This window comes from Micromonospora sp. CPM1, from assembly GCF_023896895.1.
Taxonomy (GTDB): domain Bacteria; phylum Actinomycetota; class Actinomycetes; order Mycobacteriales; family Micromonosporaceae; genus Micromonospora; species Micromonospora tulbaghiae.
In genome coordinates, this window is the sequence record NZ_JAMHIU010000027.1 from 1 (window position 1) to 24875 (window position 24875).

Consider the following 24875-nt stretch of genomic DNA (forward strand, 5'->3'; position numbering starts at 1 on the left):
GGGGCGGGGGTGGGGGGGTTAGAAGGCTCGGGTGTACTGGTTGGGCCAGGTGGGGGTGGCGCCCAGCTTGGCGGCGGCGCGGCGCGGCCAGTACGGGTCGCGCAGCAGTTCCCGGCCCAGCAGCACCAGGTCCGCCTCGCCGCCGGCCACGATCTGCTCGGCCTGCTCGGGCTCCACGATCAGGCCCACGGCACCGGTCGGCACCCCGGCGTCGCGGCGGATCCGGGTGGCGAGCGGCACCTGGTAGCCGGGTCCGACCGGGATGGACGCCTGGACCGCCGCGCCTCCGGAGGAGGTGTCGATCAGGTCGACCCCGGCGGCGGCCAGTTCCCCGGCGAGCACCACGCTGTCCTCGACGGTCCAGCCGCCGTCGGCCCAGTCGGTGGCGGAGATCCGGGTCAGCACCGGCACGGACTCGCCGACGGTGGCGCGTACCGCGCGGGCCACGTCGAGGGTGAGCCGCATCCGGGCGGCCCGGTCGCCGCCCCAGCCGTCGGTGCGCCGGTTGGTCAGCGGGGACAGGAACTCGTGCAGCAGGTAGCCGTGCGCGGCGTGGATCTCCACGGCGGCGAACCCGGCGTCGAGCGCCCGTCCGGCGGCGGTGGCGAACGCGTCCACCACGGCCGCGATGCCCGCCTCGTCCAGCGCGGTGGGGGTGCGGTAGTCCGGGACGAACGGCTGGTCACCCGGGCCCACGGGGGTCCAGCCGCCCTCGGCGTCCGGCACACCGCCGCGCGCCGGCGCCCACGGCCGGTACGTGGACGCCTTGAACCCGGCGTGCGCGAGCTGCACGGCCGGCACCGCGCCCTGACCGGCGACGAACGCGGTGATCGGACGCCACGCGTCGACGTGCGCGCCGGACCAGAGGCCGGTGTCCTGCGGGCTGATCCGGCCCTCGGGCACCACCGCCGTCGCCTCGGTGATCACCAGGCCGGCCCCGCCGACCGCGCGGGAACCGAGGTGCACGCGGTGCCAGTCGGTGGGCAGGCCGTCGGGTCCGGCGCTGTACTGGCACATGGGCGCCAGCGCGATCCGGTTGGGCAGGGTGACGCCGCGCAGGGCGAGCGGGGTGAACAGGGCGCTCATTCTCGGATCCTCCGGTCAGGGCGACGGGTGCGCCTCCTTGTGGGAGACGCACCCGTCGGAGTGTGGATCAGGCGGGTACGGGGTCGAGCCGCTCGGTCTCGACCGGCTCGATCAGGTCGCGCTTGCCGGCCGAGTCGTACGCGGCCCGGTCGAGCGTGCCCTCCCGGGCGGCCACGATGGTCGGCACGACGGCCTGCCCGGCCACGTTCGTGGCGGTACGGATCATGTCCAGGATCGGGTCGATGGCGAGCAGCAGACCGGCTCCGGCCAGCGGCAGGCCCAGCGTGCTCAGGGTCAGCGTGAGCATGACGATCGCGCCGGTCAGGCCGGCGGTCGCGGCCGAGCCGACCACCGAGACGAACGCGATGAGCAGGTAGTCGGTGACGCCCAGGTTCACGCCGAACACCTGCGCCACGAAGATCGCGGCGAGCGCCGGGTAGATGGCGGCGCAGCCGTCCATCTTCGTGGTGGCGCCGAACGGCACCGCGAAGGAGGCGTACTCGCGGGGGACGCCGAGGCGCTCGACCGAGCGCTGGGTCACCGGCATGGTGCCCACCGAGGAGCGGGAGACGAAGGCCAGCTCGATGGCGGGCCAGGCGCCGGCGAAGAAGCGCAGCGGGTTGAGCTTGCCGGCCACCGCGAGCAGCACCGGGTAGACCACGAACAGCACCAGCGCGCAGCCGACGTAGACGGCCGTGGTGAACTTCGCGAGCGGGGCGAGCAGGTCCCAGCCGTACGAGGCGACGGCATTGCCGATCAGGCCGAGCGTGCCGATCGGGGCGAGCCGGATGACCCACCACAGCGCCTTCTGCACGATCGACAGCAGCGAGCGGTTGAGCGACACGAACGGCTCGGCGGCGTCGCCGACCAGCAGTGCGGCGGCACCCACCACCAGGGCGAGGAAGACGATCTGCAGGACGTTGCCCTCGACGAACGCGCCGACCGGGTTGGTCGGGACGATGCCGGTGAGGAAGTCGATCCAGGAGCCGGTGGTCTTCGGCGCGGTGGCGCCGGCCGGGTCCAGGTTGACGCCCCGGCCGGGGTCGGTGAGCAGGCCGAGGCCGATGCCGATGCTCACCGCGATCAGCGCGGTGACGGCGAACCAGAGCAGCGTCTTGACGGCGAGCCGGGCGGCGTTGGCGACGCCGCGCAGGCTGACCACGCTGACCACGATGGCGGTGAAGACCAGCGGCGGCACTGCCAGCTTGAGCAGCTGGACGAAGAGGCCGCCGACGGTGTCGAGCGTGCTGGTCAGCCAGGCGAGGTCGGCGGCGCGGGCGAGGAAACCGAGCGCCACGCCGAGCACGAGGCCGAGCAGGATCTGGACGGAGAAGGGGATTCTGCGCAGGGCGGAGGTCATGAGGACGAATCCAAGGTCTGGAGAGGGAAGGCGGGCGTCGGGGCGTGGAACTACGCCGGACAGACGCCGCTGGCCTGCCGCCGGAGATCGACGTACAGGCGCTCGGTGAGGCACCAGACATTGGTCATCGTCGCGACACGTTACTCCTCTCCGGCGCCGGAACGGAAGGACCGTCGCCGGTGAGGCTCCTTACAGCCAGGTAGCCGGAGGTGACCAGTCCCCAGGCGGCGACCACGACCAGCAGCACCCGTTCCGACACCCCGAGCAGCGCGCTGCGGCCGACCAGCAGCAGCGCCGCCGCTACTACGGCGGCCACCGGCAGCGCCACCGCCGCGCCGACCGCGGCGATCCGCCGCAGCCCCCGGTCCGCCGCCGGGGAGAACAGCAGCACGAGCATCGCGAGCACCACCGCGGCGGTCGCCGTGATGCTCGCCCCGCCGTGCACCAGGTCGGCCACCGTGGTCGCCTCGAACGGCGGCAGCGGGCAGCCCTCGCTGCACGTGACAGCGCCGGAGAGCACCGTGGCGACCGCGCCGACGCCGAGCAGCCCGGCCGCCGCCCGCACCCCCGGCGGCAGCGCCCCGGCGAGCAGCAGCAGCGACGCGGCCACCGAGAAGATTCCCATCCGGTACGCCCCGGCGTACCCGCTGTCGGCGATGCCCGCTTCGCTCACGTACGCGATGGGTCCGGGACCGGGACCGGCGATCACCGCGACCGTCACCGCGGCCACGCCGGCGGCCAGGCAGACGGTGGCGAACGCGGCGGCGATCCGGCGGGCTGTGCCCTCAGCCACGTCCGTGCGGGGTGGTCCAGCCGGACAGGTCCGGGCCCAGCGGCACGATCCGGGTCGGGTTGATCATGTCGTGGGTGGCGTAGTAGTGCCGCTTGATGTGGTCGAAGTCCACCGTCTCGCCGAAGCCCGGCGTCTGGAACAGGTCCCGCGCGTACGCCCAGAGCACCGGCATCTCGGTGAGCTTGCGCCGGTTGCACTTGAAGTGCCCGTGGTACGCCACGTCGAAGCGCACCAGCGTGGTGAACAGGCGCACGTCCGCCTCGGTGATCGTGTCGCCCATCAGGTAGCGCCGCCCGGCCAGCCGCTCGCTGAGCGCGTCGAGGCGGGCGAACAGCGCGGTGAACGCCTCGTCGTACGCCTCCTGGGAGGTGGCGAAGCCGCACCGGTAGACGCCGTTGTTGACGTCCCGGTGGATCTCCGCCATCAGCGCGTCCATCTCCGGGCGCAGCTCGACCGGGTAGAGATCCGGCGCGTCCGGTGCGTGGAACCGCCGCCACTCGGTCGAGAAGTCGAGCGTGAGCTGCGGGTAGTCGTTGGTGACCACCCGTCCGGTGAGCGTGTCCACGAGCGCCGGCACCGTCACCCGGCCGGTGTAGTCCCTGTCGGTGGACAGGTACGCCTCGGAGAGGAAGCCGATGCCGAGCACCGGGTCGAAGCCGTCCGGGTCGAGCGCGAACCGCCAGCCCCGCTCGTCGCGGATCGGGTCGACGGTGCCCAGCGAGATCACCTCGTCCAGCCCGAGCAGGCCGCGCACGATCCGGGCCCGGTGCGCCCACGGGCAGGCCCGGCACCAGATCAGCCGGTACCGGCCCGCCTCCAGCGGCCAGCGCCCCGCCTCGTCCGGCCCGCCGCCCTCCGGTGAGGTGGAGTGCGGGGTGACCCGGCCGGTGAACCGGTTGGGCTGGCGGACGAACGCGCCGCCGCCGCTGGTCTCTGCGCTGAACTGGGCCCCGGACATGCGGCAAACCTATCCGCTCCGGTCACGGATATCCTGGCGCCGGGTACCCCCGCGACCCGCCGACCGACCCCTTCCCACCCCCCGAAGGACGTACGCGCGATGACAGTGGCCTATCTCGTTGCCGGAGTCCGCACCCCGATCGGCCGGTACGCCGGCGCGCTGGCCGGGGTCCGCCCCGACGACCTGGCCGCGCACGTCGTCCGCGAGCTGGTGGCCCGCCACCCGTCGGTCGACTGGACCCGCACCGACGACGTGATCCTGGGCTGCGCCAACCAGGCCGGCGAGGACAACCGCAACGTGGCCCGGATGGCCGCGCTGCTCGGCGGCCTGCCGGAGGAGGTGCCGGGCAGCACCGTCAACCGGCTCTGCGGCTCCGGCCTGGACGCGCTCGCCTCCGCCGCCCGCGCGATCGTCGCCGGGGAGGCCGACCTGGTGGTGGCCGGCGGTGTGGAGAGCATGAGCCGCGCGCCGTTCGTCATGCCGAAGGCGGCCACGCCGTTCGCCCGCACCGCCGAGGTGTACGACACCACGATCGGCTGGCGGCTGGTCAACCCGCTGATGCGCAAGGGCTGGGGCATCGACTCGATGCCGGAGACGGCGGAGAACGTGGCGGCCGAGTTCGGCGTGGACCGGGCCGCGCAGGACGCCTTCGCGTACCGGTCGCAGCAGCGGGCCGCCAAGGCGCAGGCCGACGGCCGGCTGGCCGAGGAGATCGTCCCGGTGACGGTGCCCGCCGGCAAGCGGGAGACGAAGCTGGTCGAGGCCGACGAGCACCCGCGCGAGACGTCGCTTGCGAAGCTGGCCGCGCTGCCCACCCCGTTCCGCGAGGGCGGCACTGTCACCGCCGGGAACTCCTCCGGCGTCAACGACGGCGCCGTCGCGCTGCTCGTCGCCTCCGAGGCCGCCGTCGAACGCTACGGCCTCACCCCGCTGGCCCGGGTACGCGGTGCCGCGTCGGCAGGCGTACCGCCGCGGATCATGGGCATCGGCCCGGTCCCGGCGACCCGGAAGCTGCTCGACCGGACGGGCCTGTCGCTGGGCGACGTGGACGTGATCGAGCTGAACGAGGCGTTCGCCGCGCAGTCGGTGGCGGTGCTGCGCGAGCTGGGCCTGCCGGAGGACGCCGAGCACGTCAACCCAGGCGGCGGGGCGATCGCGCTGGGGCACCCGCTCGGTGCCAGCGGCGCCCGGCTGGCGCTGACCGCCGCGCTGGAACTGCGCCGCCGGGGCGGCCGGCGGGCGCTCGCCACCATGTGCATCGGCGTCGGGCAGGGCATCTCGCTGCTGCTGGAATCGGCCGACTGACCCGGGCCGGCAGCATCGCCCGCTGTGGATCTCCCGTACCCGGCCGTACCGGCCTAGAGTGGTCTGGACCACATGATCCGCCATCGACGGCGGACGACGACCTGGGGGACCGAGCGATGCAGACGCCGGAGAGCCTGCCCACCGAGATCGACCTGAGCCGGCCGAGCGCCGCCCGGGTCTACGACTACTTCCTCGGTGGGGCGCACAACTTCGAGATCGACCGGCAGCTCGCCGAACAGATCGCGGCCATGACGCCGAACCTGGCCGCCACCATGCGCTCCGGCCGGGAGTTCCTGCGGCGAGCCGTACGGGTGCTGCTCGACGCCGGCATCGACCAGTTCCTCGACATCGGCTCCGGCATCCCCACCGTCGGCAACGTGCACGAGGTCGCCCAGGCCGCCGACCCGGACGCCCGGATCGTGTACGTCGACATCGACCCGGTGGCCGTGGCGCACAGCCACGAACTGCTCGCCGGCAACGACCGGGCCACCGCGGTCCTGGCCGACCTGCGCGAGCCGAAGCTGATCCTGGACCACGCCGCCGCCAGCGGCCTGATCGACTTCGACCGGCCGTTGGGCATCCTGCTGGCCGGCGTGGTGCACTTCGTGCCCGACGCCGACCGCCCGGCCGACATCCTGGCCACCCTGCGCGCCGCCGCCGCGCCCGGCAGCTACCTGGTCATCTCCCACTCCACGTTCGAGGACCAGCCGCAGGAGATGCTGGACGCGCAGCGGCTGTCGGCGCGTACCGCCACCGAGATCACGCTGCGCTCGCGGGCCGAGATCACCGGCTTCTTCGGCGACTGGACGATCCTCGAACCGGGCGTCGTGCACATGCCGCTGTGGCGGCCCGACTCCCCGTCGGACGTGGACGAGCACCCGGAACGGTTCGGAGCCTTCGGCGGCGTCGCCCGGCACGACCGCACAGCCGGCTGAGCCCATGCGCGCCCCGGACAGCGACGGGGGAGACGTCAGCCGGCCCGGCGCCGCCGCGTACGCCGCCGAGTGGGCTCGCGCGGTGCGCCGCATCGGGTTCGTGCCGCTGAGCGCGGCCGAGACCGAGCGCCTGCTGGCGCCGCTCACCGAGCGGCTCGGCGAGGCCCTGCTGGCCCCCGCCTTCTCCGCCCGCCCCGCGGAGGAGGTGGGGCGCGCCCTGGTCGAGGCGCACCTCACCGAGCCCGGCGTGCTCGACTGGTCGGTGCAGGCACTGGGCGACCGGTTCCTGCCCTGGGTGCTGCCGTCGCGGACCGAGTCGCCGGAGTTGCGCGAGCGGGTCGCGCTGCTCCAGGGCGCGTTCGCCGCCGGGTTCGCCCGCGCGCTGCGCGACCGGGTCTTCAGCCAGCAGGAGCGGATCGCCCGGTCCGCGTGGCAGGCCCGCGACACCGTCGAGCAGGCGCTGCGGGACAGCGAGGCGCGTTTCCGGGCGGTCTTCACCGGCGCCGCCATCGGCATCGGCATCGCCGGTGTGGACGGGCAGATCATCGAGGTCAACCAGTCCTTCGCGGACATGCTCGGCTACACCGTCGCGGAGATGCGGCGGATGAACGTGTCGGCGCTGGCCTATGCCGACGACGCGGCCGGGATGTGGGAGCTGTACAAGGAGTTGATCGAGGGCAAGCGGGACAGCGCCCGGGTGGAGAAGCGCTACTACCGCAAGGACGGCAGCGTGGTCTGGACCGACCTCGCGGTCTCGCTGATCCGGCACGACGACGGCCGGCCCCGGTTCACCGTCGCCATGGTGGAGGACATCACCCAGCGGTACGAGTTGCAGCAGCGGCTGCGTTTCCAGGCGCTGCACGACCCGCTGACCGGCCTGCCCAACCGGACGCTGTTCTTCGAGTCGCTCGGCGAGGTCTTCGACGGTGCCGGCCCGGACCAGCGCGTCGGGCTCTGCTTCATCGACCTGGACGGCTTCAAGGCGGTGAACGACAGCCTCGGCCACGACCTGGGCGACCGGCTGCTCAAGGTGATCGCCCGCCGGCTCAGCGACTGCGTGGCCGGGCGGGGTCACCTGGTGGCCCGGATGGGCGGTGACGAGTTCGTGATCCTGGTCGACTCCGACGGCGGCATCGACGACGCGGTGGAGGTCGCCGAGCTGGCCCTGGCCGCGGTGTCCGCGCCGGTGCACGTCGGCGACCAGCAGCTCGCCGTGTCGGCGAGCATCGGCATCGTGGAGTGTCCGGCGGCGGAGACGAGCGTCGGTGACCTGATGAAGGCCGCCGACACCACGCTCTACTGGGCCAAGGCGGAGGGCCGGGGACGCTGGGCGGTGTACGACCCGGAGCGCAGCGCCGCCGACATCGCCCGCTCCGCGCTGGCCGCCAACCTGCCCGCCGCGCTGGACCGGGGCGAGTTCGTGCTGCACTACCAGCCGATCGTGTCGCTGCTGGACGAGACGATGGTGGCGGTCGAGGCGCTGGTGCGCTGGCAGCACCCGGAACTGGGGCTGATCGGGCCGGACCGGTTCATCGGGCTGGCCGAGGAGACCGGCCTGATCGTCCGGCTCGGCGCCTGGGTGCTGCGTCAGGCGTGCCGCGACGCCGAGTCGTGGCGGCGCGCGTACCCGGACACCACGCCGGTGGTCAGCGTCAACCTGGCCGCCCGGCAGGCCGACGACCCGGCCATCGTGGAGACGGTGGCCGAGGCGTTGCAGCACACCGGCCTGCCGGCCGAGCTGTTGCAGCTGGAGCTGACCGAGAGCGCCGTCATGGGCAGCGCCGGCGAGCCGCTGCGGACGCTGCACCAGCTCGCCGGGCTCGGGCTGCGGCTGGCCATCGACGACTTCGGCACCGGCTACTCGAACCTCGCGTACCTGCGGCGGCTGCCGATCCACTGCGTGAAGCTGGCCGGCCCGTTCGTCGAGGGGATACGGGGTGACGGCGCGGACGCGGTCGCCGACCACCGGGACGAGCGGATCGTGGACGCGCTGGTCCGGCTGGCGCACGCGCTGGAGCTGTCGGTGACGGCCGAGGTGGTGGAGACCGAGGTGCAGGCCGAACGGTTGCGGGCGCTGCGGTGCGACACCGGGCAGGGCCGGCTGTTCGGCGCCCCGATGCCCGCCGACGGCATCCGCGCCCGGCTGGGCGGGTAGGAGAACACGGTGAGCCTTACCGATTCACAGGCGGTGGTGTCGGTGGTCGCCGCGCTGGCGATCGTCGCCGGCCTGGCCGGGGTGATCGTGCCGGGGCTGCCGGCACTGCCGCTGTGCTGGGGCGGCGTGCTGGTGTGGACGCTGTTCGGCGACGCCGGGCCGGGCCGCTGGGCGGTGCTGGCCGCCGCCACGGTGATCGCCGCCGGCGGCACCGTACTCAAGTACCTCTGGCCCGGGCGCAACCTGAAGCGGACCGGCGTGCCCACCACCTCGCTGCTGGCCGGCGGGCTGCTCGGCGTGGTCGGCTTCTTCGTGATCCCGGTGATCGGGCTGCCGATCGGCTTCGTCGGCGGGATCTTCGGCGCGGAACGGCTGCGGCTGGGCGACACCCGGCTGGCCTGGCCGGCCACGGTGCAGGCGCTCAAGGCGGCCGGGTTGTCGATGGTCCTGGAGTTCACCGCCGGCCTGATGATCGCCGCGCTGTGGGTCGCGGGGTTGCTGTTCGTCTAGGGTGCGGCGGCGCGGGGCGTCCGGAGGGTACGGCCGATCGCCGTACATCAGTGAGAGAGAGGTGGACGCCGCGCGCCGCCGCGGACCGGGCGTTGCCGAGCGCCCGGTGCCGGCCCGTCGGGTCGGGCCTGGTCACGCCCACAATGATGCCCCCGGTGGGATCCGGCGACAACGCAATTACCGCCGCACGTATTGACCACCTTGATCGGCCGGGAGCACACTGCGAGCACTCGCACGAGGATCGCCTCGAGGAGGTGTGCAGTGGCCACGACGCCCGCGCCGACCGCCGAGCAGCCGATGGACGACGACGCCCGACGACTCGCCGAACTCGGCTACAAACAGGAGCTGCGCCGCAAGTGGAGCGGCTTCTCCAACTTCGCGATCTCGTTCTCCATCATCTCGATCCTGGCCGGCTGCTTCACCACGTTCGGCCAGGCGTGGAACAACGGCGGCCCGGTGGCGATCTCCTGGGGCTGGCCGCTGATCTCGCTGTTCATCCTGATCATCGGCTTCTGCCTGGCCGAGCTGGTGTCCGCGTACCCGACCGCGGGCGGGATCTACTGGTGGGCGGCGACCATGGGCCGGCCGGTGCACGGCTGGTTCACCGGCTGGCTCAACCTGATCGGGCTGGTCGCGGTGACCGCGTCGGTCGACTACGGCTGCGCCACGTTCCTCAACCTGACGCTGTCGGCGCTGTTCGACGGCTGGGCCGGCACCGGGCACCAGACGTTCGGGCTGTTCGTGGTGATCCTCGCGCTGCACGGGCTGATCAACATCTACGGGCACCGGATCATCGACGTACTCCAGAACGTCTCGGTCTGGTGGCACGTGGCGGGCGCGGCCGCCGTGGTGCTGATCCTGGTCCTGGTTCCGGACAACCACCAGAGCTTCCAGTTCGTGTTCACCGAGCGGTTCAACAACTCCGGCTTCGGTGACGGCGACACCGGCGGGCTGGCGTTCTGGTTCTACGTGCTGCCGCTGGGCTTCCTGCTCACGCAGTACACGATCACCGGCTTCGACGCCTGCGCGCACGTCTCCGAGGAGACCCGGGGCGCCTCCAAGGCCGCCGCGCAGGGGCTGTGGCGGTCGATCTTCTACTCGGCGGTGGGCGGCTGGATCCTGCTGCTGGCGTTCCTGTTCGCGGCCACCGACGTGGACGCGATCAACGAGGCGGGCGGCTTCTCCGGGGCGATCTTCGAGAGCGCGCTGACGCCGTTCTTCTTCAAGGCCGTCATCATCATCTCCACCATCGGGCAGTTCTTCTGCGGCATGAGCTGCGTGACCTCGATGTCGCGGATGGCGTACGCGTTCAGCCGGGACCGCGCGGTGCCGGGCTGGCGGCTGTGGTCGAAGGTGAACCGAAACGGCACGCCGGTCAACGCCATCATCGGCGCGACGCTGGCCGGGCTGGTGCTCACGCTGCCCGCCCTCTACCAGCGCGGCGGCATCCCGGTCGCGTTCTACGCGGTGGTGTCGGTCGCGGTGATCGGGCTGTACCTGTCCTTCATCATCCCGATCTTCCTGCGGCTGCGGATGGGCGACCGGTTCACCCCGGGCCCGTGGACGCTCGGCCGGCGCTACAAACTGCTCGGCTGGATCGCGGTGGTCGAGATCGCCGTCATCTCGGTCTACTTCGTGCTGCCGATCGTCCCGGCGGGTGTGCCCGGCAACCCCGACTTCAGTTGGACGGCTGTGAACTACGCGCCGATCGCGATCGGTGGCGTGCTGCTCGGCGTCGCCATCTGGTGGTACGCCTCGGCCCGCAAGTGGTTCACCGGCCCGCGCCGCACCGTCGACCAGGCCGAACCGGAGCCGGAGCCCGCCGAGCCGTCGTAGCTGTCGGTGGGGCCTGCCATGATCCGGCCATGGAGGCGGAAGCGGTGGTACGCGCGTTGTGGGATCGCATGCAGGCCCGGGACTGGAGCGGCGTCGGCGAGGTGCTGGCCGACGACGTGGTGGTGGAGTGGCCGGTCAGCGCCGAGCGGATCGTGGGCCGCGACAACTACGTGAAGGTCAACGCCGAGTACCCGGAGGGCTGGTCCATCCGGGTGCTGCGGGTGGTGGCGTCCGGCGACACGGTGGTGTCCGAGGTGGAGGTGCCGCACGAGGAGATGGGCGTGCACCGCGTCGCGTCGTTCTGGACCGTGCGTGACGGGCGGATCGTCGACGGCCGGGAGTACTGGACGAGCCTCGGCGCGGACCCGTCCCCGCAGTGGCGATCCGCCTGGGTCCAGCCGATCTGACGCCGCCGGCTGTCCGCGTACCTCCGGGGTCAGATCGTGGGGCGGCGGTGGGTGAGCGGGAAGCGGAGGATGCGGTCGTCGCCGGCCGCCGGGGTGCCGCGGCCGTCGCGGTTGCTGGTCGCCACCCACAGCGCGCCGTCCGGGGCCACCTCGACGGTACGCAGGCGGCCGTAGGTGCCGGCCAGCTCCGCCACCGGTACGCCCACGCGGCCGGCGGGGTCGACGGGCACCGTCCAGAGCCGGGCGCCGCGCAGCGCGGCGACGTAGAGCGTGCCCCTGGTGAACGCGGCGCCGCTCGGGGACGCCTGCGCGGGCGGCCAGACGACGACCGGGTCGCGGAACCGGGGGTCACCGGCGACGCCCTCGACGAGCGGCCAGCCGTAGTTGCCGCCGGGCACGATCCGGTTCACCTCGTCCCAGGTGCTCTGCCCGAACTCGGTGGCGAACAGCCGCCCCTGCCGGTCCCAGGCGAGGCCCTGCACGTTGCGATGGCCGTAGCTGTAGACGAGCGAGCCGGGGAACGGGTTGCCCGGCGGCACGCCGCCGTCCGGGCGGATGCGCAGGATCTTGCCGTTGCGGCTGGTCAGATCCTGTGCGCGGGTGGCCACCCCGGCGTCGCCGATCCCGGCGTACAGCATGCCGTCGGGGCCGAACGCGATCCGGCCGCCGTCGTGCACGGCGCTGCGGGCGATGCCGCTGACCAGCACCTGCGGCGCCCGGGACGAGCCGAGGCGGAACCGGACGATCCGGATGTCGGTCGCGGTGGTGTAGGCGGCGTAGACCCACCGGTCCCGGCGGTACCCGGGGGAGACCGCGAGCCCGAGCAGGCCCGCCTCGCCGCCCGCGGCCACGTCGGCGATCCGGGCCACCTGCCGGGCCGGGCGTCCCGGGCGTACGCGCAGGATCGTCCCCCGGTCCCGCTGCGCGACCAGGGCGCTGCCGTCGGGCAGGAAGTCCAGCCCCCACGGCGCCTCCAGCCCGGTCGCGACGACGCGAGGGCGGGTCAGGTCGTAGCCGGACCAGCCGGCAAGCCCGTCGAAGCCGCGCAGGTCGAGCGCGACCGGGCGCTGCTGCGCGCCCGCGGGGACCGGCCGGTCCGGGCCGTCCGCGGGTCGCTCGCCGGTGGGCCGGTCGCCCGCGTGGGCGTCGGTCACGGCGAGCACGATCGCGAGGACGGCGGCGACGACCGCGACGGTACGACGACGCATGTGTGCTCCTCGGTTTCGCCACCGGCCCCGCCGGGGCATTGACGGTGATCCGGTTTGCCAGTAGACCTTGGTGATGGAGGCCCCTGATGAAGCAAACGCCGCTCTCGCTGGAACAGTTGCGGGTCGCCGTCACCGAGGGTGAGATCGACACGGTGGTGCTCGCCCTCACCGACATGCAGGGCCGACTGCAGGGCAAGCGGTTCCACGCGCCCTACTTCCTCGACCAGGTCGTCACGAACGGCAGCGAGGGCTGCAACTACCTGCTCGCCGTGGACGTCGACATGAACACCGTCGACGGGTACGCGATGTCGAGCTGGGAACGCGGCTACGGCGACCTCGCCATGCGCCCCGACCTGGACACGCTGCGCCGGACGCCCTGGCAGCCCGGGTCCGCGCTGCTGCTGGCCGACCTGGAGTGGCTGGACGGCTCCGGCCCGGTGGTCGCCTCGCCCCGGCAGATCCTGCGCAGGCAGCTCGACCGGCTGGCCGCGTACGGGCTGACCGCGTACGCCGGCACCGAGTTGGAGTTCGTGCTCTACCGCGACTCGTACGAGGAGGCGTGGCGGCGCGGCTACCGCGACCTGACCCCGGCCAACCAGTACAACGTGGACTACTCGCTGCTCGGCACCGCCCGGGTCGAGCCGCTGCTGCGCCGCATCCGCACCGAGATGGCCGGCGCCGGGCTCACCCCGGAGAGCGCGAAGGGCGAGTGCAACCTCGGCCAGCACGAGATCGCCTTCCGGTACGACGAGGCGGTGCGCTGCGCCGACCACCACGTCATCTACAAGAACGGCGCGAAGGAGATCGCCGCCCAGGAGGGCATGTCGATCACGTTCATGGCCAAGCCGAACGAGCGGGAGGGCAACTCCTGCCACATCCACTTCTCGCTGCGCGACGCCTCCGGCTCGTCGGCGATGCTGGGTGACGGTCCGGCGCACCTGAGCGTCACCGGGCAGCGGGTGCTGGCCGGGCTGCTCGCCACCATGCGCGAGTTCAGCCTGTTCTTCGCGCCGAACATCAACTCCTACAAGCGCTACCAGCCCGGCTCGTTCGCGCCGACCGCGCTGCGCTGGGGCACCGACAACCGCACCTGCGCGCTGCGGCTGGTCGGGCACGGGCAGGGGATGCGGGTGGAGAACCGGGTGCCGGGGGCCGACGTCAACCCGTACCTGGCGATCGCCGCGCTGGTGGCCGGGGCGGTGCACGGCATCGAGAACGAGCTGGAGCTGGCGGAGGAGTGCACCGGCAACGCGTACGACGACCCGGACGCCGAGCGGGTGCCCACCACGCTGCGCGACGCGCTGGAGCTGTGGCAGCGCTCGGAGGTGGCCCGGGCGGCGTTCGGCGACGAGGTGGCGGCCCACTACGCCAACCAGGCGAAGGTCGAGCTGACCGCCTTCGACGCCGCGGTGACCGACTGGGAGCTGACCCGTGGCTTCGAACGCCTCTGACCCCGCCCCCTCCCTCGTGCCCCCCGTCGCGCCCCGCTGTCGACGTCGATCTTGCACTTGCGGCCCCCGGCGCGGGCGCTATGCGGCTTTCGTCGGGGCAGCAACTGCAAGATCGCCGAGGTGAGGGTGACAGGGAGGGGGACGCGTGGGTGAGGTGATCTCGCCGGTTGACGGAGCGGGGATCGGGGTCGTTCCGGGATGCTCCGTTGCGGACGTGGATGCGGCTGTTGCGCGGGCGGGTGCCGCGTTCGAGTCGTGGCGTCGGGTGGCGCCGGGGGATCGGGGGCGGCTGCTGCGGCGGTTCGCGGCCGCTGTCGACGCGCACCTGGAGGAGTTGGCCCAGCTGGAGGTGCGCAACGCCGGGCACACCGTCGGCAACGCGCGCTGGGAGGCGGGCAACGTCCGCGACGTGCTCGACTACTACGCGGGCGCGCCGGAACGGCTGACCGGACACCAGATCCCGGTGCCCGGCGGGCTCGACGTCACGTTCCACGAGCCGCTGGGCGTGGTCGGCGTGATCGTGCCGTGGAACTTCCCGATGCCGATCGCCGGCTGGGGATTCGCCCCGGCGCTCGCCGCCGGCAACACGGTGGTGCTCAAGCCCGCCGAGCTGACTCCGCTCACCGCGCTGCGCCTGGCCGAACTGGCCCGCGACGCCGGCCTGCCCGACGGCGTGTTCACAGTGCTGCCCGGCCGGGGCAGCGTGGTCGGCGAACGGTTCGTCACCCACCCGGCCGTCCGCAAGATCTGCTTCACCGGCTCGACCGAGGTCGGCACCCGGATCATGGCCGGCTGCGCGGCCCAGGTGAAGCGGGTGACGCTGGAGCTGGGCGGCAAGTCCGCGAACATCGTCTTCGCCGACGCGGACCTGGAGAAGGCGGCGGCCACCGCGCCGTACGCGGTCTTCGACAACGCCGGCCAGGACTGCTGCGCCCGCTCCCGGATCCTGGTCCAGCGCCAGGCGTACGACAAGTTCCTGGAACTGCTCGAACCGGCCGTCCGGGCGTTCCGGGTGGAGGACCCGGCCCGGGAGAGCGCCGAGATGGGCCCGCTGATCTCCGCCGCGCACCGGGACCGGGTCGCCGGCTACGTCGACGGCGCGGACGTCGCCTTCACCGGCTCCTGCCCCGACGGCCCCGGCTTCTGGTACGCCCCGACCGTGCTGCTCGCCGGCTCCCCGGCGGACCGGCACTGGCGGGAGGAGGTCTTCGGTCCGGTCGTCTCGGTGCTGCCGTTCGACGACGAGGCGGACGCGATCCGGCTCGCCAACGACACCGAGTACGGCCTCTCCGGCTCGATCTGGACCCGGGACGTCGGGCGCGCGGTGCGGGTGGCCCGCGCCGTCGAGTCGGGCAACCTGAGCGTCAACTCGCACTCCTCGGTGCGCTACTGGACCCCGTTCGGCGGGATGAAACGCTCCGGCCTGGGCCGGGAGCTGGGTCCGGACGCGCTGCACGCCTTCACCGACGTCAAGAACGTGTTCATCGGCACCGAGGAGTGATCACAGTGCAGGGACGGCTTTCCGACCGGGTGGCAGTGGTGACCGGCGCGGGCAGCGGCATCGGGCTGGCCACCGTACGCCGCTTCGCCGCCGAGGGCGCCCGGGTGGTGTGCGTGGACATCGACGCCGACGCCGGCACCCGGGCCGCGCAGGAGGTGGACGGCGAGTTCGTCGCCGCCGACGTGGCCGACGAGACGGCCGTCCGCGACCTGTTCGACGGGGTGGTGCAGCGGCACGGCCGGGTGGACGTGTCGTTCCACAACGCCGGCATCTCGCCGCCGGACGACGACTCCATCCTGGAGACCGGCCTGGACGCCTGGGAGCGGGTGCTGCGGGTCAACACCACGAGCGTCTACCTGTGCTGCAAGTACGTCATCCCGCACATGCGCCGGCAGGGCAAGGGCTCGATCATCAACACCGCCTCGTTCGTGGCGCTGATGGGCGCGGCCACGTCGCAGATCGCGTACACGGCGAGCAAGGGCGGGGTGCTGGCGATGACCCGGGAGCTGGGCGTGCAGTTCGCCCGCGAGGGCATCCGGGTCAACGCGCTGTGCCCCGGGCCGGTGGCCACGCCGCTGCTGCTGGAGCTGTTCGCCAAGGACCCGGAGCGGGCGGCCCGGCGGCTGGTGCACGTGCCGATGGGCCGGTTCGGCGACCCCGCCGAGATCGCCGCCGCGGTGGCGTTCCTCGCCAGCGACGACGCCTCGTTCATGACCGCCGCGCAGTTCGTCGTCGACGGCGGCATCACCGGCGCCTACGTCACCCCACTATGAGGCCGGTCATCGGCATCACCGCGTACGTCGAGCCGGCCGGCTGGGCGGTGTGGCGGGACGTGCCGGCGACGCTCGTGCCGCACGCGTACGTCCGGGCGGTCACCGCGGCGGGCGGCCGGGCCGTGGTGCTGCCCCCTGACGACGCCGACGCGGACGTGCTGGGGCTGCTGGACGGGCTGCTGCTGGCCGGCGGCGCGGACGTCGGCCCGGAGCGGTACGGCGAGCCGCCGGACCCGCGTACCGAGAGCCGGCCGGACCGCGACGCCGGGGAGGTGACGCTGCTGACCGCGGCGCTCGCCGCCGACCTGCCGGTGCTGGGCGTGTGCCGGGGCATGCAACTGCTCGCGGTGGCGTACGGCGGCGTGCTGCACCAGCACCTGCCGGACGTGGTCGGGCACGACGGGCACCGTCCCGCGCCGGGCGTGTACGGGTCGCACCTGGTGCGCTTCGCCCCGGACAGCCTGACCGGGCGGGTCATGGCCGGGGTGGACCGGGTCAACTCGTACCACCATCAGGCGGTGGCCGACCCCGGCGGCCTGGCGGTGACCGGCTGGGCCGACGACGGGGTGATCGAGGCGGTGGAGGACCCGGCGCGGCGCTTCGTGCTCGGGGTGCAGTGGCATCCGGAGAACGAGGCCGACCCGCGGCCGGTGGCCGCGCTGGTCCGGGCCGCGATGTCGGCCAGATCACACACCCGCGTTTCGTAGGTGGGGGAAAGGCCGAATCGGCGGTCCCGCCGACCCGGCGAGGACCGCCCGAGTCGCCCCGGACCGCCTGTTACGCCAGGATGAGTCGGAGGTAACCAGCGTCGAACGGTGCGGGTGCGTTACGTTGCTCGTCCGTCGGGGTAGTACGCGGGGACGGTCGGCGGAGAATCGCCGGCCGTCATGATCATGGCCGGAGCGGGAGGCTGCATGAGCTCGGCCCACGGGGACGGGGACGACGGTCGTTCGCTCCCGGCGCCCGGCGAGGCGTCACTACCGCCGCTGCTCGCCGCGGCGTTCGCCGCCGGCGGTGAGATGGGCGGCCGGCTGCGCGGCTTCGACTGGTCCACCACCGCCCTCGGCAGCCCGGAGCGCTGGCCCGCGGCGCTGTGCCACGCCGTGAGCACGATGCTGTCGTCCCGCGCCCAGATGGTCGTCTTCTGGGGCGAGGAGCACCTGGCCTTCTACAACGACGCCTACCGGCCGACCATCGGCGACAAGCACCCGGCCGTGATCGGGCAGCCCGCCCGGCTGCACTGGGCGGAGACCTGGGACGTGCTCGGGCCGCTGCTGGACGGAGTGCGCCGCACCGGCGTGCCGTACCGGGGCGAGAACCACCCCTTCGTGCTCGACCGCCACGGTTTCCTGGAGGACGTCTACTTCGACGTCTCGTACGACCCGATCCGCAGCGCCGACGGCACCGTCGGCGGTCTGTTCTGCTTCGTCAACGAGACCACCGGCCGGGTGCTCGGCGAGCGCCGGCTGCGCGCCCTCGCCGAGCTGGGCAACGAGCTGGGCGATGTACCCGGCATGCTCGAACTGGGCCAGGCCGTCACCCGGGTGCTCGACGCCCACCGCGCCGACGTGCCGTTCAGCGCGCTGTGGTTCGCCGACGAGCGCGGCACACTCGTGCCGGGCGGCTGCTCCGGCGTGGATCCGGCCACCGTCGCCGGCCCGCCGCCCGGCCTGCCCGAGGGCGAGCCGTTCACCGAGCCGCGCTGGATCGCCACCGCCGACCTGCCGGGCGACGTGCCGCCGGACGCCGCCGGCCAGGCGCTCCTGCTGCCGCTGACCGCCACGAACGAGCCGGCCGGCGCGCTGCTGCTCGGGGTGTCCCGGCGGCTGCCGTTCACCGACGACTACCGCGACTTCGTCGACCTGGTCGCCGCGCAGGTGTCCCGGGCGGTGGGCAAGCAGCGGGCGTACGAGCAGGAACGCGCCCGCGCCGCCGAGCTGGCCGCGCTGGACCGCGCCAAGACCAGCTTCTTCGCCAACGTCAGCCACGAGTTCCGTACCCCGCTCACGCTGGTCCTCGGGCCGCTGGAGGAACTGCTCGCCGACCGGGAGCTGCCCGAGCGGTACCTCGACCGGCTCACCGTCATGCACCGTAACGGGCTGCGCCTGCTCAAGCTGGTCAACACGGTGCTCGACTTCTCCCGGCTGGAGTCCGGCCGGCTGGCCGCCCGCTACCAGCCCACCGACCTGTCCGACTACACCTCCCGGCTGGCCAGCACGTTCCGCTCGGCCACCGAACGGGCCGGGCTGCGCCTGGTGGTGGACTGCCCGCCGCTGCCCGCGCCGGTCTACGTCGACCGGGACATGTGGGAGAAGATCGTCCTCAACCTGGTGTCGAACGCGGTCAAGTTCACCTTCGACGGCGAGATCCGGGTCCGGACGCGTGCCGCCGACGGGGCCGCCGTGCTGGAGGTCACCGACACCGGCGTCGGCATCGCGCCGGAGGAACTGCCGCAGGTCTTCGAGCGGTTCCACCGGGTGGCCGGCGCCCGCTCCCGTACCCACGAGGGCACCGGCATCGGGCTCGCCCTGGTCCGCGAGCTGGTCGAGATGCACGGCGGCACGGTGACCGCGCACAGCGTCGTCGACCGGGGCACCACCTTCACGGTGACCATGCCCTTCGGGTACGCGCACCTGCCCGCCGACCGGGTGTCCGCCCTCTCCCCGATGCCGCTGGGTGAGCCGGCGCAGGCCCGCCTGTACGTCGCCGAGACTGCGCTCTGGACCGACGAGGTGGCCCGGCCCGTCGGGCTGCCCGAGCCGAACGGCACGACCGGCGGCGCGGGCCGGATCCTGTTCGCCGACGACAACCCCGACCTGCGCGAGCACGTCGTCCGGCTGCTCTCCCCGGCGTACGAGGTGGTGGCCGTGCCGGACGGCGCGGAGGCGCTGCGGCTGGCCGTCCAGACCCCGTTCGACCTGGTGCTGACCGACGTGATGATGCCCCGGCTGGACGGATTCGGGCTGGTCACCGCGTTGCGTTCCGACCCGGCCACCCGGTACGTGCCGATCGTGCTGCTCTCCGCGCGGGCCGGTGCCGCCGAGGAGGTCGCCGGTCTGTCCACCGGCGCCGACGACTACCTGACCAAGCCCTTCTCCAGTCAGGAGCTGGTGGCCCGGGTCCGGGCCAACGTCGAACTGGGCCAGTTGCGCGGGCAGATCATCCGCCGCCTGCGGGCACTCGCCGACGCCGCCGTGGAGATCAACACCGCCCGGTCCACCGCCGAGGTGGTCCGGGTGGCCGCCCGGCACGCGTTGCGCCTGGCCGAGGCCGGACGCGTCCGGGTCACCGCCACCGGGGCCCGCCACGAGGAGGACGCCGGCGGCGACCTGCCCGCCGAGCCGACAGTGGTGCTGCCGCTCACCGGCACGTCCGGCGAGCAGCTCGGCGAGCTGCGGGTGTGGCGCCGGGAGGGCGGCGGCACCGAGGAGGCGGCGCTCACCGAACTGGCCCGGCTGATCGGCGTACGGCTGGAGAACGCCCAGCTCTACGAGGCCGAGCACCACATCGCCACCACGCTCCAGCACAGCCTGCTGCCGCGTACGCTGCCGCAGTTGCCCGGCGCGGTGGTGGCCAGCCGCTACCTGCCCGGCAGCGCCGACGTGGAGGTCGGCGGCGACTGGTACGACGTGATGGCCACCGCCGACGACGACCTGGTGCTGGTCATCGGCGACGTGGTCGGCAAGGGCGTGCGGGCCGCCGCGGCGATGGGCCAGCTCCGCAACGCGCTGCGGGCGTACGTCCTGGAGGGCTACGACCCGGGCGAGGCGCTGACCCGGCTCAACCGGCTGGTCCACTCCGCCGGCAGCGGCTCCTTCGCCACAGTGGTCTGCCTCGGCTTCTCCCCGCGCACCGGCCGCATCCGGTACGCCAGCGCGGGCCATCCCTCACCCCTGCTGATCCGAGGAGACGACGTGGCGTTCCTGCACGATCGGGCCCTCGGACCGCCGATCGGGGCGATTCCCGGCGCCGTCTACCCGGCCGTCGAAGGCGAACTCGCCCCGGGCAGCCGGCTCCTGCTCTACACCGACGGCCTGATCGAGGACCGGACCGCTGGCATCGACGCCGGGCTGAGCCAGTTGCGGGCGGACGCGACGGCGCGCGCCGGGCACGTGGCGGACCTCGTCGACGCCGTCATGGCACGGGTCGCCGAGCGGTCCCGGCACGACGACGTGGCGGTGCTCGCGCTGGAGGCGGCCGAACTGAACCGGTTTGCGCTGCGCCTGCCCGCCGACCCGACCCGGCTCAGTGTGCTGCGCAAGCGGCTGGAGGACTTCCTCGTCGCCCACCACGTCGGCGAGACCGACCTGTTCGACCTGACCGTGGCGGTGTCCGAGGCGGCGGCGAACGCGATCGAGCACCCGATCGACCCGGTGGACCCGACGATCGAGGTCGAGGTGACGATCGCCGACCGTACGGTCACCGCGACCATCCGGGACACCGGGCGGTGGCGGGAGTCGAGCGGGTCGAGCTTCCGGGGACGCGGGCTGGCGCTGATCCAGGCGTTGGGGGAGATGAACGTGACCCGCACCGAGGCGGGCACCGAGCTGACCCTGCGCCGCCGCCTGGCCGACTAGGGGCGCCTACCGGTCACAGCGGTGACGGGTCGTCGCGCAGCCGGCTGTAGAGCCACCCGTCACGCCAGGCGCCGGCCCGGAACTCGCAGGACCGCAGGATCCCCTCCAACTGGAAACCGGCTTTCTCCAGCGACCGCTGCTCGGCGGCGTTCTCCGGATGAGTGCCGGCCTGGATGCGCTGCGCCGGGGTGTGACTGAACAGGTAGTCGCAGAGCAACGCCTGGGCCCGCCAGCCGAGACCGCGGCCGCGCCACTCGGGCAGCAGCACGATGCCGATCTCCCAGTACGGTGCCCGCCCACCGCTCTCGCGCTGCAGGTAACTGAGGAAGCCCACCGGTACGTCCGGGGGCTCGACCTGGACGATCAGGCCGCCGACCTTCTCGCCGAGATAGCCGTCCTCGGCGAATCGGCGGGCCGGCGCGGCGGCGTCCTGGAAGCCGGCCCAGTCCAGCCCGACCAGGCCGGGTTCGACGGCGAACCGGCGCAACATCGCGAGGTCGTCCTCGGTCACCGGGCGCAGTCGTACGGTCGAGCCGGGTGCCTCGTGCACGACGCCGGCCATCGACGGATGGAAGCTGTCCATCCTCCGCACCGTAGCGACGGGCCGGGCCGCTCGCTGTCCCGTGCCGACGACGTTCACGCGGGGGGAACTGCCCGCCGCGTCGCCGGCTAGTCGGCCAGCCAGTCCTGGTCGCCGAGGCCGGAGATGTCCAGCACGCGCCGGACCTGCGGGGACGGCAGCACGGTGAGCGCGTCCGGGTACCGCTGGGCGAGCCGGACCACCGCGTGGATGGCGGCCGAGTCGAAGAAGGTGACCGCCCGCAGGTCGAGCGCCAGCCGTTTGGCGGGCTCGCGGAGCGCGGTCTGGAACATGGTGTCGGCGGTCGCCATGTCGACCTCGCCGGTCACCTGGACGCGCAGTTGGTCGCCGTCGACCTGGGCGGTCACGGAGAAGACGGGCGCCGCGCCCCCTTGATCCACGGAGCAACAATGGCACAGCGTTTGCGGCACGGCAACAACCTCCCCGGCGGGCCTGTGGCGGGGGGCACACCGGCCCCGGCGATAGGCTTGCGCCATGACCGTCCGTGCGCCGCTGACCCCCGGCACGCTCTCCCCGTGGCGAGCGGTTCCCGCCCACATCCCGCGCCCGGAGTACGTGGGTAAGAAGCGCCCGCAGGAGTGGCGCGGCTCGCACGTGCAGACGCCGGAGACCATCGAGAAGATGCGCGTGGCGGGGCGTCTCGCCGCCCAGGCCACCCAGCTCGCCGGTGAGCACTGCAAGCCCGGGGTGACCACCGACGAGATCGACAGGGTCGTGCACGAGTTCCTCTGCGACCACGGCGCCTACCCGTCGACGCTCGGCTACCGGGGCTTCCCCAAGTCGTGCTGCACCAGCCTCAACGAGGTGATCTGCCACGGCATCCCCGACACCACTGTGCTCCAGGACGGCGACATCATCAACGTCGACGTCACCGCGTACCTGAACGGCGTGCACGGCGACACCGACGCCACGTTCTGCGTGGGCGAGGTGAGCGAGGAGGCCCGCCTGCTGGTCGAGCGGACCCACACCGCGATGATGCGCGGCATCAAGGCCATCGCACCGGGGCGGCAGATCAACGTCATCGGCCGGGTGATCGAGTCGTACGCGAAGCGCTTCGGCTACGGCGTGGTCCGCGACTTCACCGGGCACGGCATCGGCGAGGCGTTCCACAGTGGCCTCTACGTGCCGCACTACGACAGCCCGCGCCCCACCGACGTGATGGAGCCGGGGATGACGTTCACCGTCGAGCCGATGATCACGCTCGGCACCTACCAGTACGACATGTGGGACGACGGCTGGACCGTGGTCACCAAGGACCGCCGGTGGACGGCCCAGTTCGAGCACACCATCGTCGTGACCGACGACGGCTACGAGATCCTGACGCTGCCGTGACCGACACCCCCGCGGCACTGCGCGAGGCGCACCACGCGGACGTCTCCGGCGGGTGGCTGCGTCCGGCCGTCTTCGGCGCGATGGACGGCCTGGTCACCAACATCGCGCTGATCGCCGGTGTGGGCGGCGGCGGGGTGTCCCCGCGCAGCGTGGTGCTGACCGGCACGGCCGGCCTGGTGGCCGGCGCCATCTCGATGGGTCTCGGCGAGTACACGAGCGTCCGGTCCGCGAACGAGCAGGTCGCCGCCGAGGTGGCCAAGGAGCGGCGCGAGCTGGAACGCCACCCGGAGGCCGAGGCCCGGGAACTGGCCGACGCGTGGGTCGCCCGTGGACTGTCCCGCGAGTTGGCGACGCAGGTCGCCGAGGCGGTACGCGCCAACCCCGAGGAGGCGCTGCGCGTGCACGTACGGGAGGAACTGGGCGTCGACCCCGACGACCAGCCCAGTCCGTGGGCCGCCGCGATCTCGTCGTTCATCTGTTTCTCGATCGGCGCGCTGGTGCCGCTGCTGCCGTACCTGCTCGGTTTCACCAGCCTCTGGCTGGCGCTCGCGGTCGGCGGCGTCGGTCTCTTCGTCGCCGGTGCGGTCGTGGCCCGGTTCACCAACCGCGCCTGGTGGCGCAGCGGCCTGCGGCAGTTGCTGCTCGGCGCGCTGGCGGCCGGCGCCACCTACCTGATCGGCGCGCTGATCGGCGTCGGCGGCATCGGCTGACGCTGAGCCGTCCGCGCCCGTCAGCGGTCAGCCGGACAGCAGGTCGTCGATCGTGCCGTCGACCGGGCGCCCCCGGGCGGCCAGCTCCTCGGCCTGGCGGGTCAGCGCCGCGCCCACCTCGGTCATGTCCGCCCCGGCCAGCCCGGTACGCCGCACCGCGTCCCCCGGGTCGCGGAAGTAGGTGCGGCTGAACAGCCCTTGCACGGTTGCGGCGGCCAGCCGTGCCTCGCCGAGCATGAGCAGTGCCTGGTCCGTCTCGTACCACTCGGCCAGCCGCAACGCCCGGGCGTGCGCCGCGCTGCCCCGGTACCACGCCTGCCGCGCCGCGCTCGTGAACTCCGCCGGCCGGGCCCGTGCCAGCCGCGCCAGGTGCTCGTCGCGCAGCTTCCGCAGCCAGCCGGTCGGATCGTGCAGGGCGCGCGTGGTGACGTACCGGTCCGCGGCCAGCGGCCAGCGGGACGTGATCGTCGTCGCCCGGCGCAGGTAGTCGTCCGCCCCGGCCACCGTGAGGTCGACGAGCACCCCGTCCACCCGCCGGGTGGCGGGCGGCGGCCCGGCGCCTGGCCGGTAGGTGACGACCAGCAGGCCGACCTCGCGGTCCCCGCCGCCGTCGTCGTCGCCGTGCGCGAGCGGACCGTGTACGGCGACCGCCAGCACGTCGGCCGGGAACCGCCGCAGAACGGCGTCACCGACCCGCTCGGCCACCTGCCACCGTGGATCGTCCAGACGCCGCTCGGCGTCTCGTTCGCCGGCCAAGGCCACCGCCAATCCGCAACATCGTCAGTTCCAGTTGTACGACTCGTACGAGCTGTACGCTTCAGGTATGACCGAGCCTGCTGCCGAGCTTCCGATCTCCGACGCTCGCGAGAATCTCGCGGATGTCGTCTCACGTGCTCACTACGCCGGCCGCATCACCTACGTCACTCGTCGTGGGCAGCGGCTGGCTGCCATTGTCCCGGCGGACCTCGCCGAGGCGATCGAACGCGCCGAGGACGCGATCGACGTCGAGGCCGCCCGAGCCGCCCTGGCCCGTCTGGATGCGGGCGAGGCGCCCATCTCCCTCACCGACCTACGCAAAGAGCTGGGCCTGTGAGCGGGCAGCCGCCACCCGGCTACACCGTCAAGATCGAGCGCGCAGCCGCCAAGCTCCTCCGTAAGCTCGACCGTCCGGTGCAGGCTCGCCTCATCGACGCGATCGCCGCTCTCGCCGCCGAACCTCGGCCTGCCGGCGTCAAGGCGCTCGTCGGGCATCCGGGCCTCCTGCGCATTCGTGTCGGCTCCTACCGCGTGGTGTACACCGTCCGCGACGAGGAACTGATCGTTCTAGTGGTGCAGCTCGGCCACCGCAGCGACGTCTACGACGCGCTCTGACCGGGC

The 24875-nt window shown here is 73.1% G+C and carries 23 protein-coding genes; 15 read left to right on the forward strand and 8 right to left on the reverse strand.

Annotation, left to right across the window (positions count from 1 at the left end; genetic code table 11):
- Window positions 1-18: 18 nt before the first annotated feature.
- From M8C11_RS25800 to M8C11_RS25815, 4 genes are all read right to left on the reverse strand, one after another.
- The gene (locus M8C11_RS25800) at window positions 19-1086 is read right to left on the reverse strand and encodes an NADH:flavin oxidoreductase/NADH oxidase (protein ID WP_252453919.1); all 1068 of its coding nucleotides are present in this window, start codon (window positions 1084-1086) and stop codon (window positions 19-21) included.
- A 67-nt stretch (window positions 1087-1153) separates the two neighbouring features.
- Window positions 1154-2434, reverse strand: coding sequence for a dicarboxylate/amino acid:cation symporter (locus M8C11_RS25805; RefSeq protein ID WP_181373726.1), 1281 nt, complete (start codon window positions 2432-2434; stop codon window positions 1154-1156).
- A 136-nt stretch (window positions 2435-2570) separates the two neighbouring features.
- Complete coding sequence (locus tag M8C11_RS25810; RefSeq protein ID WP_252453920.1) at window positions 2571-3239, reverse strand: DUF998 domain-containing protein; 669 nt, start codon at window positions 3237-3239, stop codon at window positions 2571-2573.
- Window positions 3232-4197, reverse strand: a complete 966-nt coding sequence (locus tag M8C11_RS25815) for a glutathione S-transferase family protein (protein WP_120571136.1) — start codon at window positions 4195-4197, stop codon at window positions 3232-3234. Before M8C11_RS25815 ends, M8C11_RS25810 begins: the two co-directional genes overlap by 8 nt.
- Window positions 4198-4296: 99 nt before the next feature.
- Here M8C11_RS25815 and pcaF point away from each other — a divergent pair, with 99 nt between their 5' ends.
- The 6 genes from pcaF to M8C11_RS25845 all read left to right on the forward strand — a co-directional run bounded on the left by pcaF (window position 4297) and on the right by M8C11_RS25845 (window position 11345).
- Window positions 4297-5502 carry a 3-oxoadipyl-CoA thiolase gene (gene pcaF, locus M8C11_RS25820; protein WP_252453921.1) on the forward strand — a complete coding sequence of 402 codons (1206 nt, stop codon included), beginning with the start codon at window positions 4297-4299 and terminating at the stop codon, window positions 5500-5502.
- 116 nt (window positions 5503-5618) lie between these two features.
- Entirely contained in the window at window positions 5619-6437 is an 819-nt protein-coding gene (locus tag M8C11_RS25825) for an SAM-dependent methyltransferase (protein WP_116504735.1), read from the forward strand.
- A gap of 4 nt (window positions 6438-6441) precedes the next feature.
- Complete coding sequence (locus M8C11_RS25830) at window positions 6442-8592, forward strand: bifunctional diguanylate cyclase/phosphodiesterase (RefSeq protein ID WP_252453922.1); 2151 nt, start codon at window positions 6442-6444, stop codon at window positions 8590-8592.
- A 9-nt stretch (window positions 8593-8601) separates the two neighbouring features.
- A complete protein-coding gene (locus M8C11_RS25835; protein ID WP_120571132.1) occupies window positions 8602-9102 on the forward strand; it encodes a DUF456 domain-containing protein in 501 nt (166 codons plus the stop codon).
- Window positions 9103-9363: 261 nt separating this feature from the next.
- Window positions 9364-10938, forward strand: coding sequence for an amino acid permease (locus M8C11_RS25840; RefSeq protein WP_194799766.1), 1575 nt, complete (start codon window positions 9364-9366; stop codon window positions 10936-10938).
- Between the two features lie 29 nt (window positions 10939-10967).
- On the forward strand, window positions 10968-11345 hold the full coding sequence (locus tag M8C11_RS25845) for a nuclear transport factor 2 family protein (protein ID WP_252453923.1): 378 nt from the start codon (window positions 10968-10970) through the stop codon (window positions 11343-11345).
- A 29-nt stretch (window positions 11346-11374) separates the two neighbouring features.
- Here M8C11_RS25845 and M8C11_RS25850 read toward each other — a convergent pair whose 3' ends face one another.
- On the reverse strand, window positions 11375-12553 hold the full coding sequence (locus M8C11_RS25850) for a sorbosone dehydrogenase family protein (protein ID WP_252453924.1): 1179 nt from the start codon (window positions 12551-12553) through the stop codon (window positions 11375-11377).
- 86 nt (window positions 12554-12639) lie between these two features.
- Here M8C11_RS25850 and M8C11_RS25855 point away from each other — a divergent pair, with 86 nt between their 5' ends.
- The 5 genes from M8C11_RS25855 (at window position 12640) to M8C11_RS25875 (ending at window position 20855) form a co-directional block, all read left to right on the forward strand.
- The gene (locus M8C11_RS25855) at window positions 12640-14004 is read left to right on the forward strand and encodes a glutamine synthetase family protein (RefSeq protein WP_305884568.1); all 1365 of its coding nucleotides are present in this window, start codon (window positions 12640-12642) and stop codon (window positions 14002-14004) included.
- Window positions 14005-14158: 154 nt separating this feature from the next.
- Entirely contained in the window at window positions 14159-15505 is a 1347-nt protein-coding gene (locus M8C11_RS25860) for an aldehyde dehydrogenase (RefSeq protein ID WP_374669158.1), read from the forward strand.
- Window positions 15506-15510: 5 nt separating this feature from the next.
- Entirely contained in the window at window positions 15511-16278 is a 768-nt protein-coding gene (locus M8C11_RS25865; protein WP_252453926.1) for a 3-oxoacyl-ACP reductase, read from the forward strand.
- Window positions 16275-16985, forward strand: a complete 711-nt coding sequence (locus M8C11_RS25870; protein ID WP_252453928.1) for a gamma-glutamyl-gamma-aminobutyrate hydrolase family protein — start codon at window positions 16275-16277, stop codon at window positions 16983-16985. The genes M8C11_RS25865 and M8C11_RS25870 overlap by 4 nt, the downstream gene beginning before the upstream one ends.
- Before the next feature lie 207 nt (window positions 16986-17192).
- On the forward strand, window positions 17193-20855 hold the full coding sequence (locus M8C11_RS25875) for a SpoIIE family protein phosphatase (RefSeq protein WP_252453930.1): 3663 nt from the start codon (window positions 17193-17195) through the stop codon (window positions 20853-20855).
- Between the two features lie 13 nt (window positions 20856-20868).
- Here M8C11_RS25875 and M8C11_RS25880 read toward each other — a convergent pair whose 3' ends face one another.
- A complete protein-coding gene (locus tag M8C11_RS25880) occupies window positions 20869-21438 on the reverse strand; it encodes a GNAT family N-acetyltransferase (RefSeq protein WP_252453931.1) in 570 nt (189 codons plus the stop codon).
- Between the two features lie 86 nt (window positions 21439-21524).
- A complete protein-coding gene (locus M8C11_RS25885) occupies window positions 21525-21836 on the reverse strand; it encodes an STAS domain-containing protein (RefSeq protein WP_244933058.1) in 312 nt (103 codons plus the stop codon).
- A 94-nt stretch (window positions 21837-21930) separates the two neighbouring features.
- On the opposite strand from M8C11_RS25885, the gene map reads away from it, so the two are divergent.
- Complete coding sequence (gene map, locus M8C11_RS25890) at window positions 21931-22788, forward strand: type I methionyl aminopeptidase (RefSeq protein WP_030269849.1); 858 nt, start codon at window positions 21931-21933, stop codon at window positions 22786-22788.
- Window positions 22785-23498: a VIT1/CCC1 transporter family protein gene (locus M8C11_RS25895; protein WP_252453932.1), complete on the forward strand. Its 714-nt coding sequence runs from the start codon at window positions 22785-22787 to the stop codon at window positions 23496-23498. The genes map and M8C11_RS25895 overlap by 4 nt, the downstream gene beginning before the upstream one ends.
- A 27-nt stretch (window positions 23499-23525) precedes the next feature.
- Here the strand turns inward: M8C11_RS25895 and M8C11_RS25900 are convergent, their stop codons facing one another.
- Window positions 23526-24254 (reverse strand): nucleotidyltransferase domain-containing protein, encoded by a 729-nt coding sequence (locus M8C11_RS25900; RefSeq protein ID WP_121685891.1) that lies wholly within the window; start codon window positions 24252-24254, stop codon window positions 23526-23528.
- A gap of 67 nt (window positions 24255-24321) precedes the next feature.
- Between M8C11_RS25900 and M8C11_RS25905 the strand changes: the two genes are divergently transcribed.
- Together M8C11_RS25905 and M8C11_RS25910 are read left to right on the forward strand one after the other, a co-directional pair.
- Window positions 24322-24591 carry a type II toxin-antitoxin system prevent-host-death family antitoxin gene (locus tag M8C11_RS25905; protein WP_121685890.1) on the forward strand — a complete coding sequence of 90 codons (270 nt, stop codon included), beginning with the start codon at window positions 24322-24324 and terminating at the stop codon, window positions 24589-24591.
- A gap of 32 nt (window positions 24592-24623) precedes the next feature.
- Window positions 24624-24869, forward strand: a complete 246-nt coding sequence (locus tag M8C11_RS25910; protein WP_121685889.1) for a type II toxin-antitoxin system RelE/ParE family toxin — start codon at window positions 24624-24626, stop codon at window positions 24867-24869.
- Window positions 24870-24875: the final 6 nt, after the last annotated feature.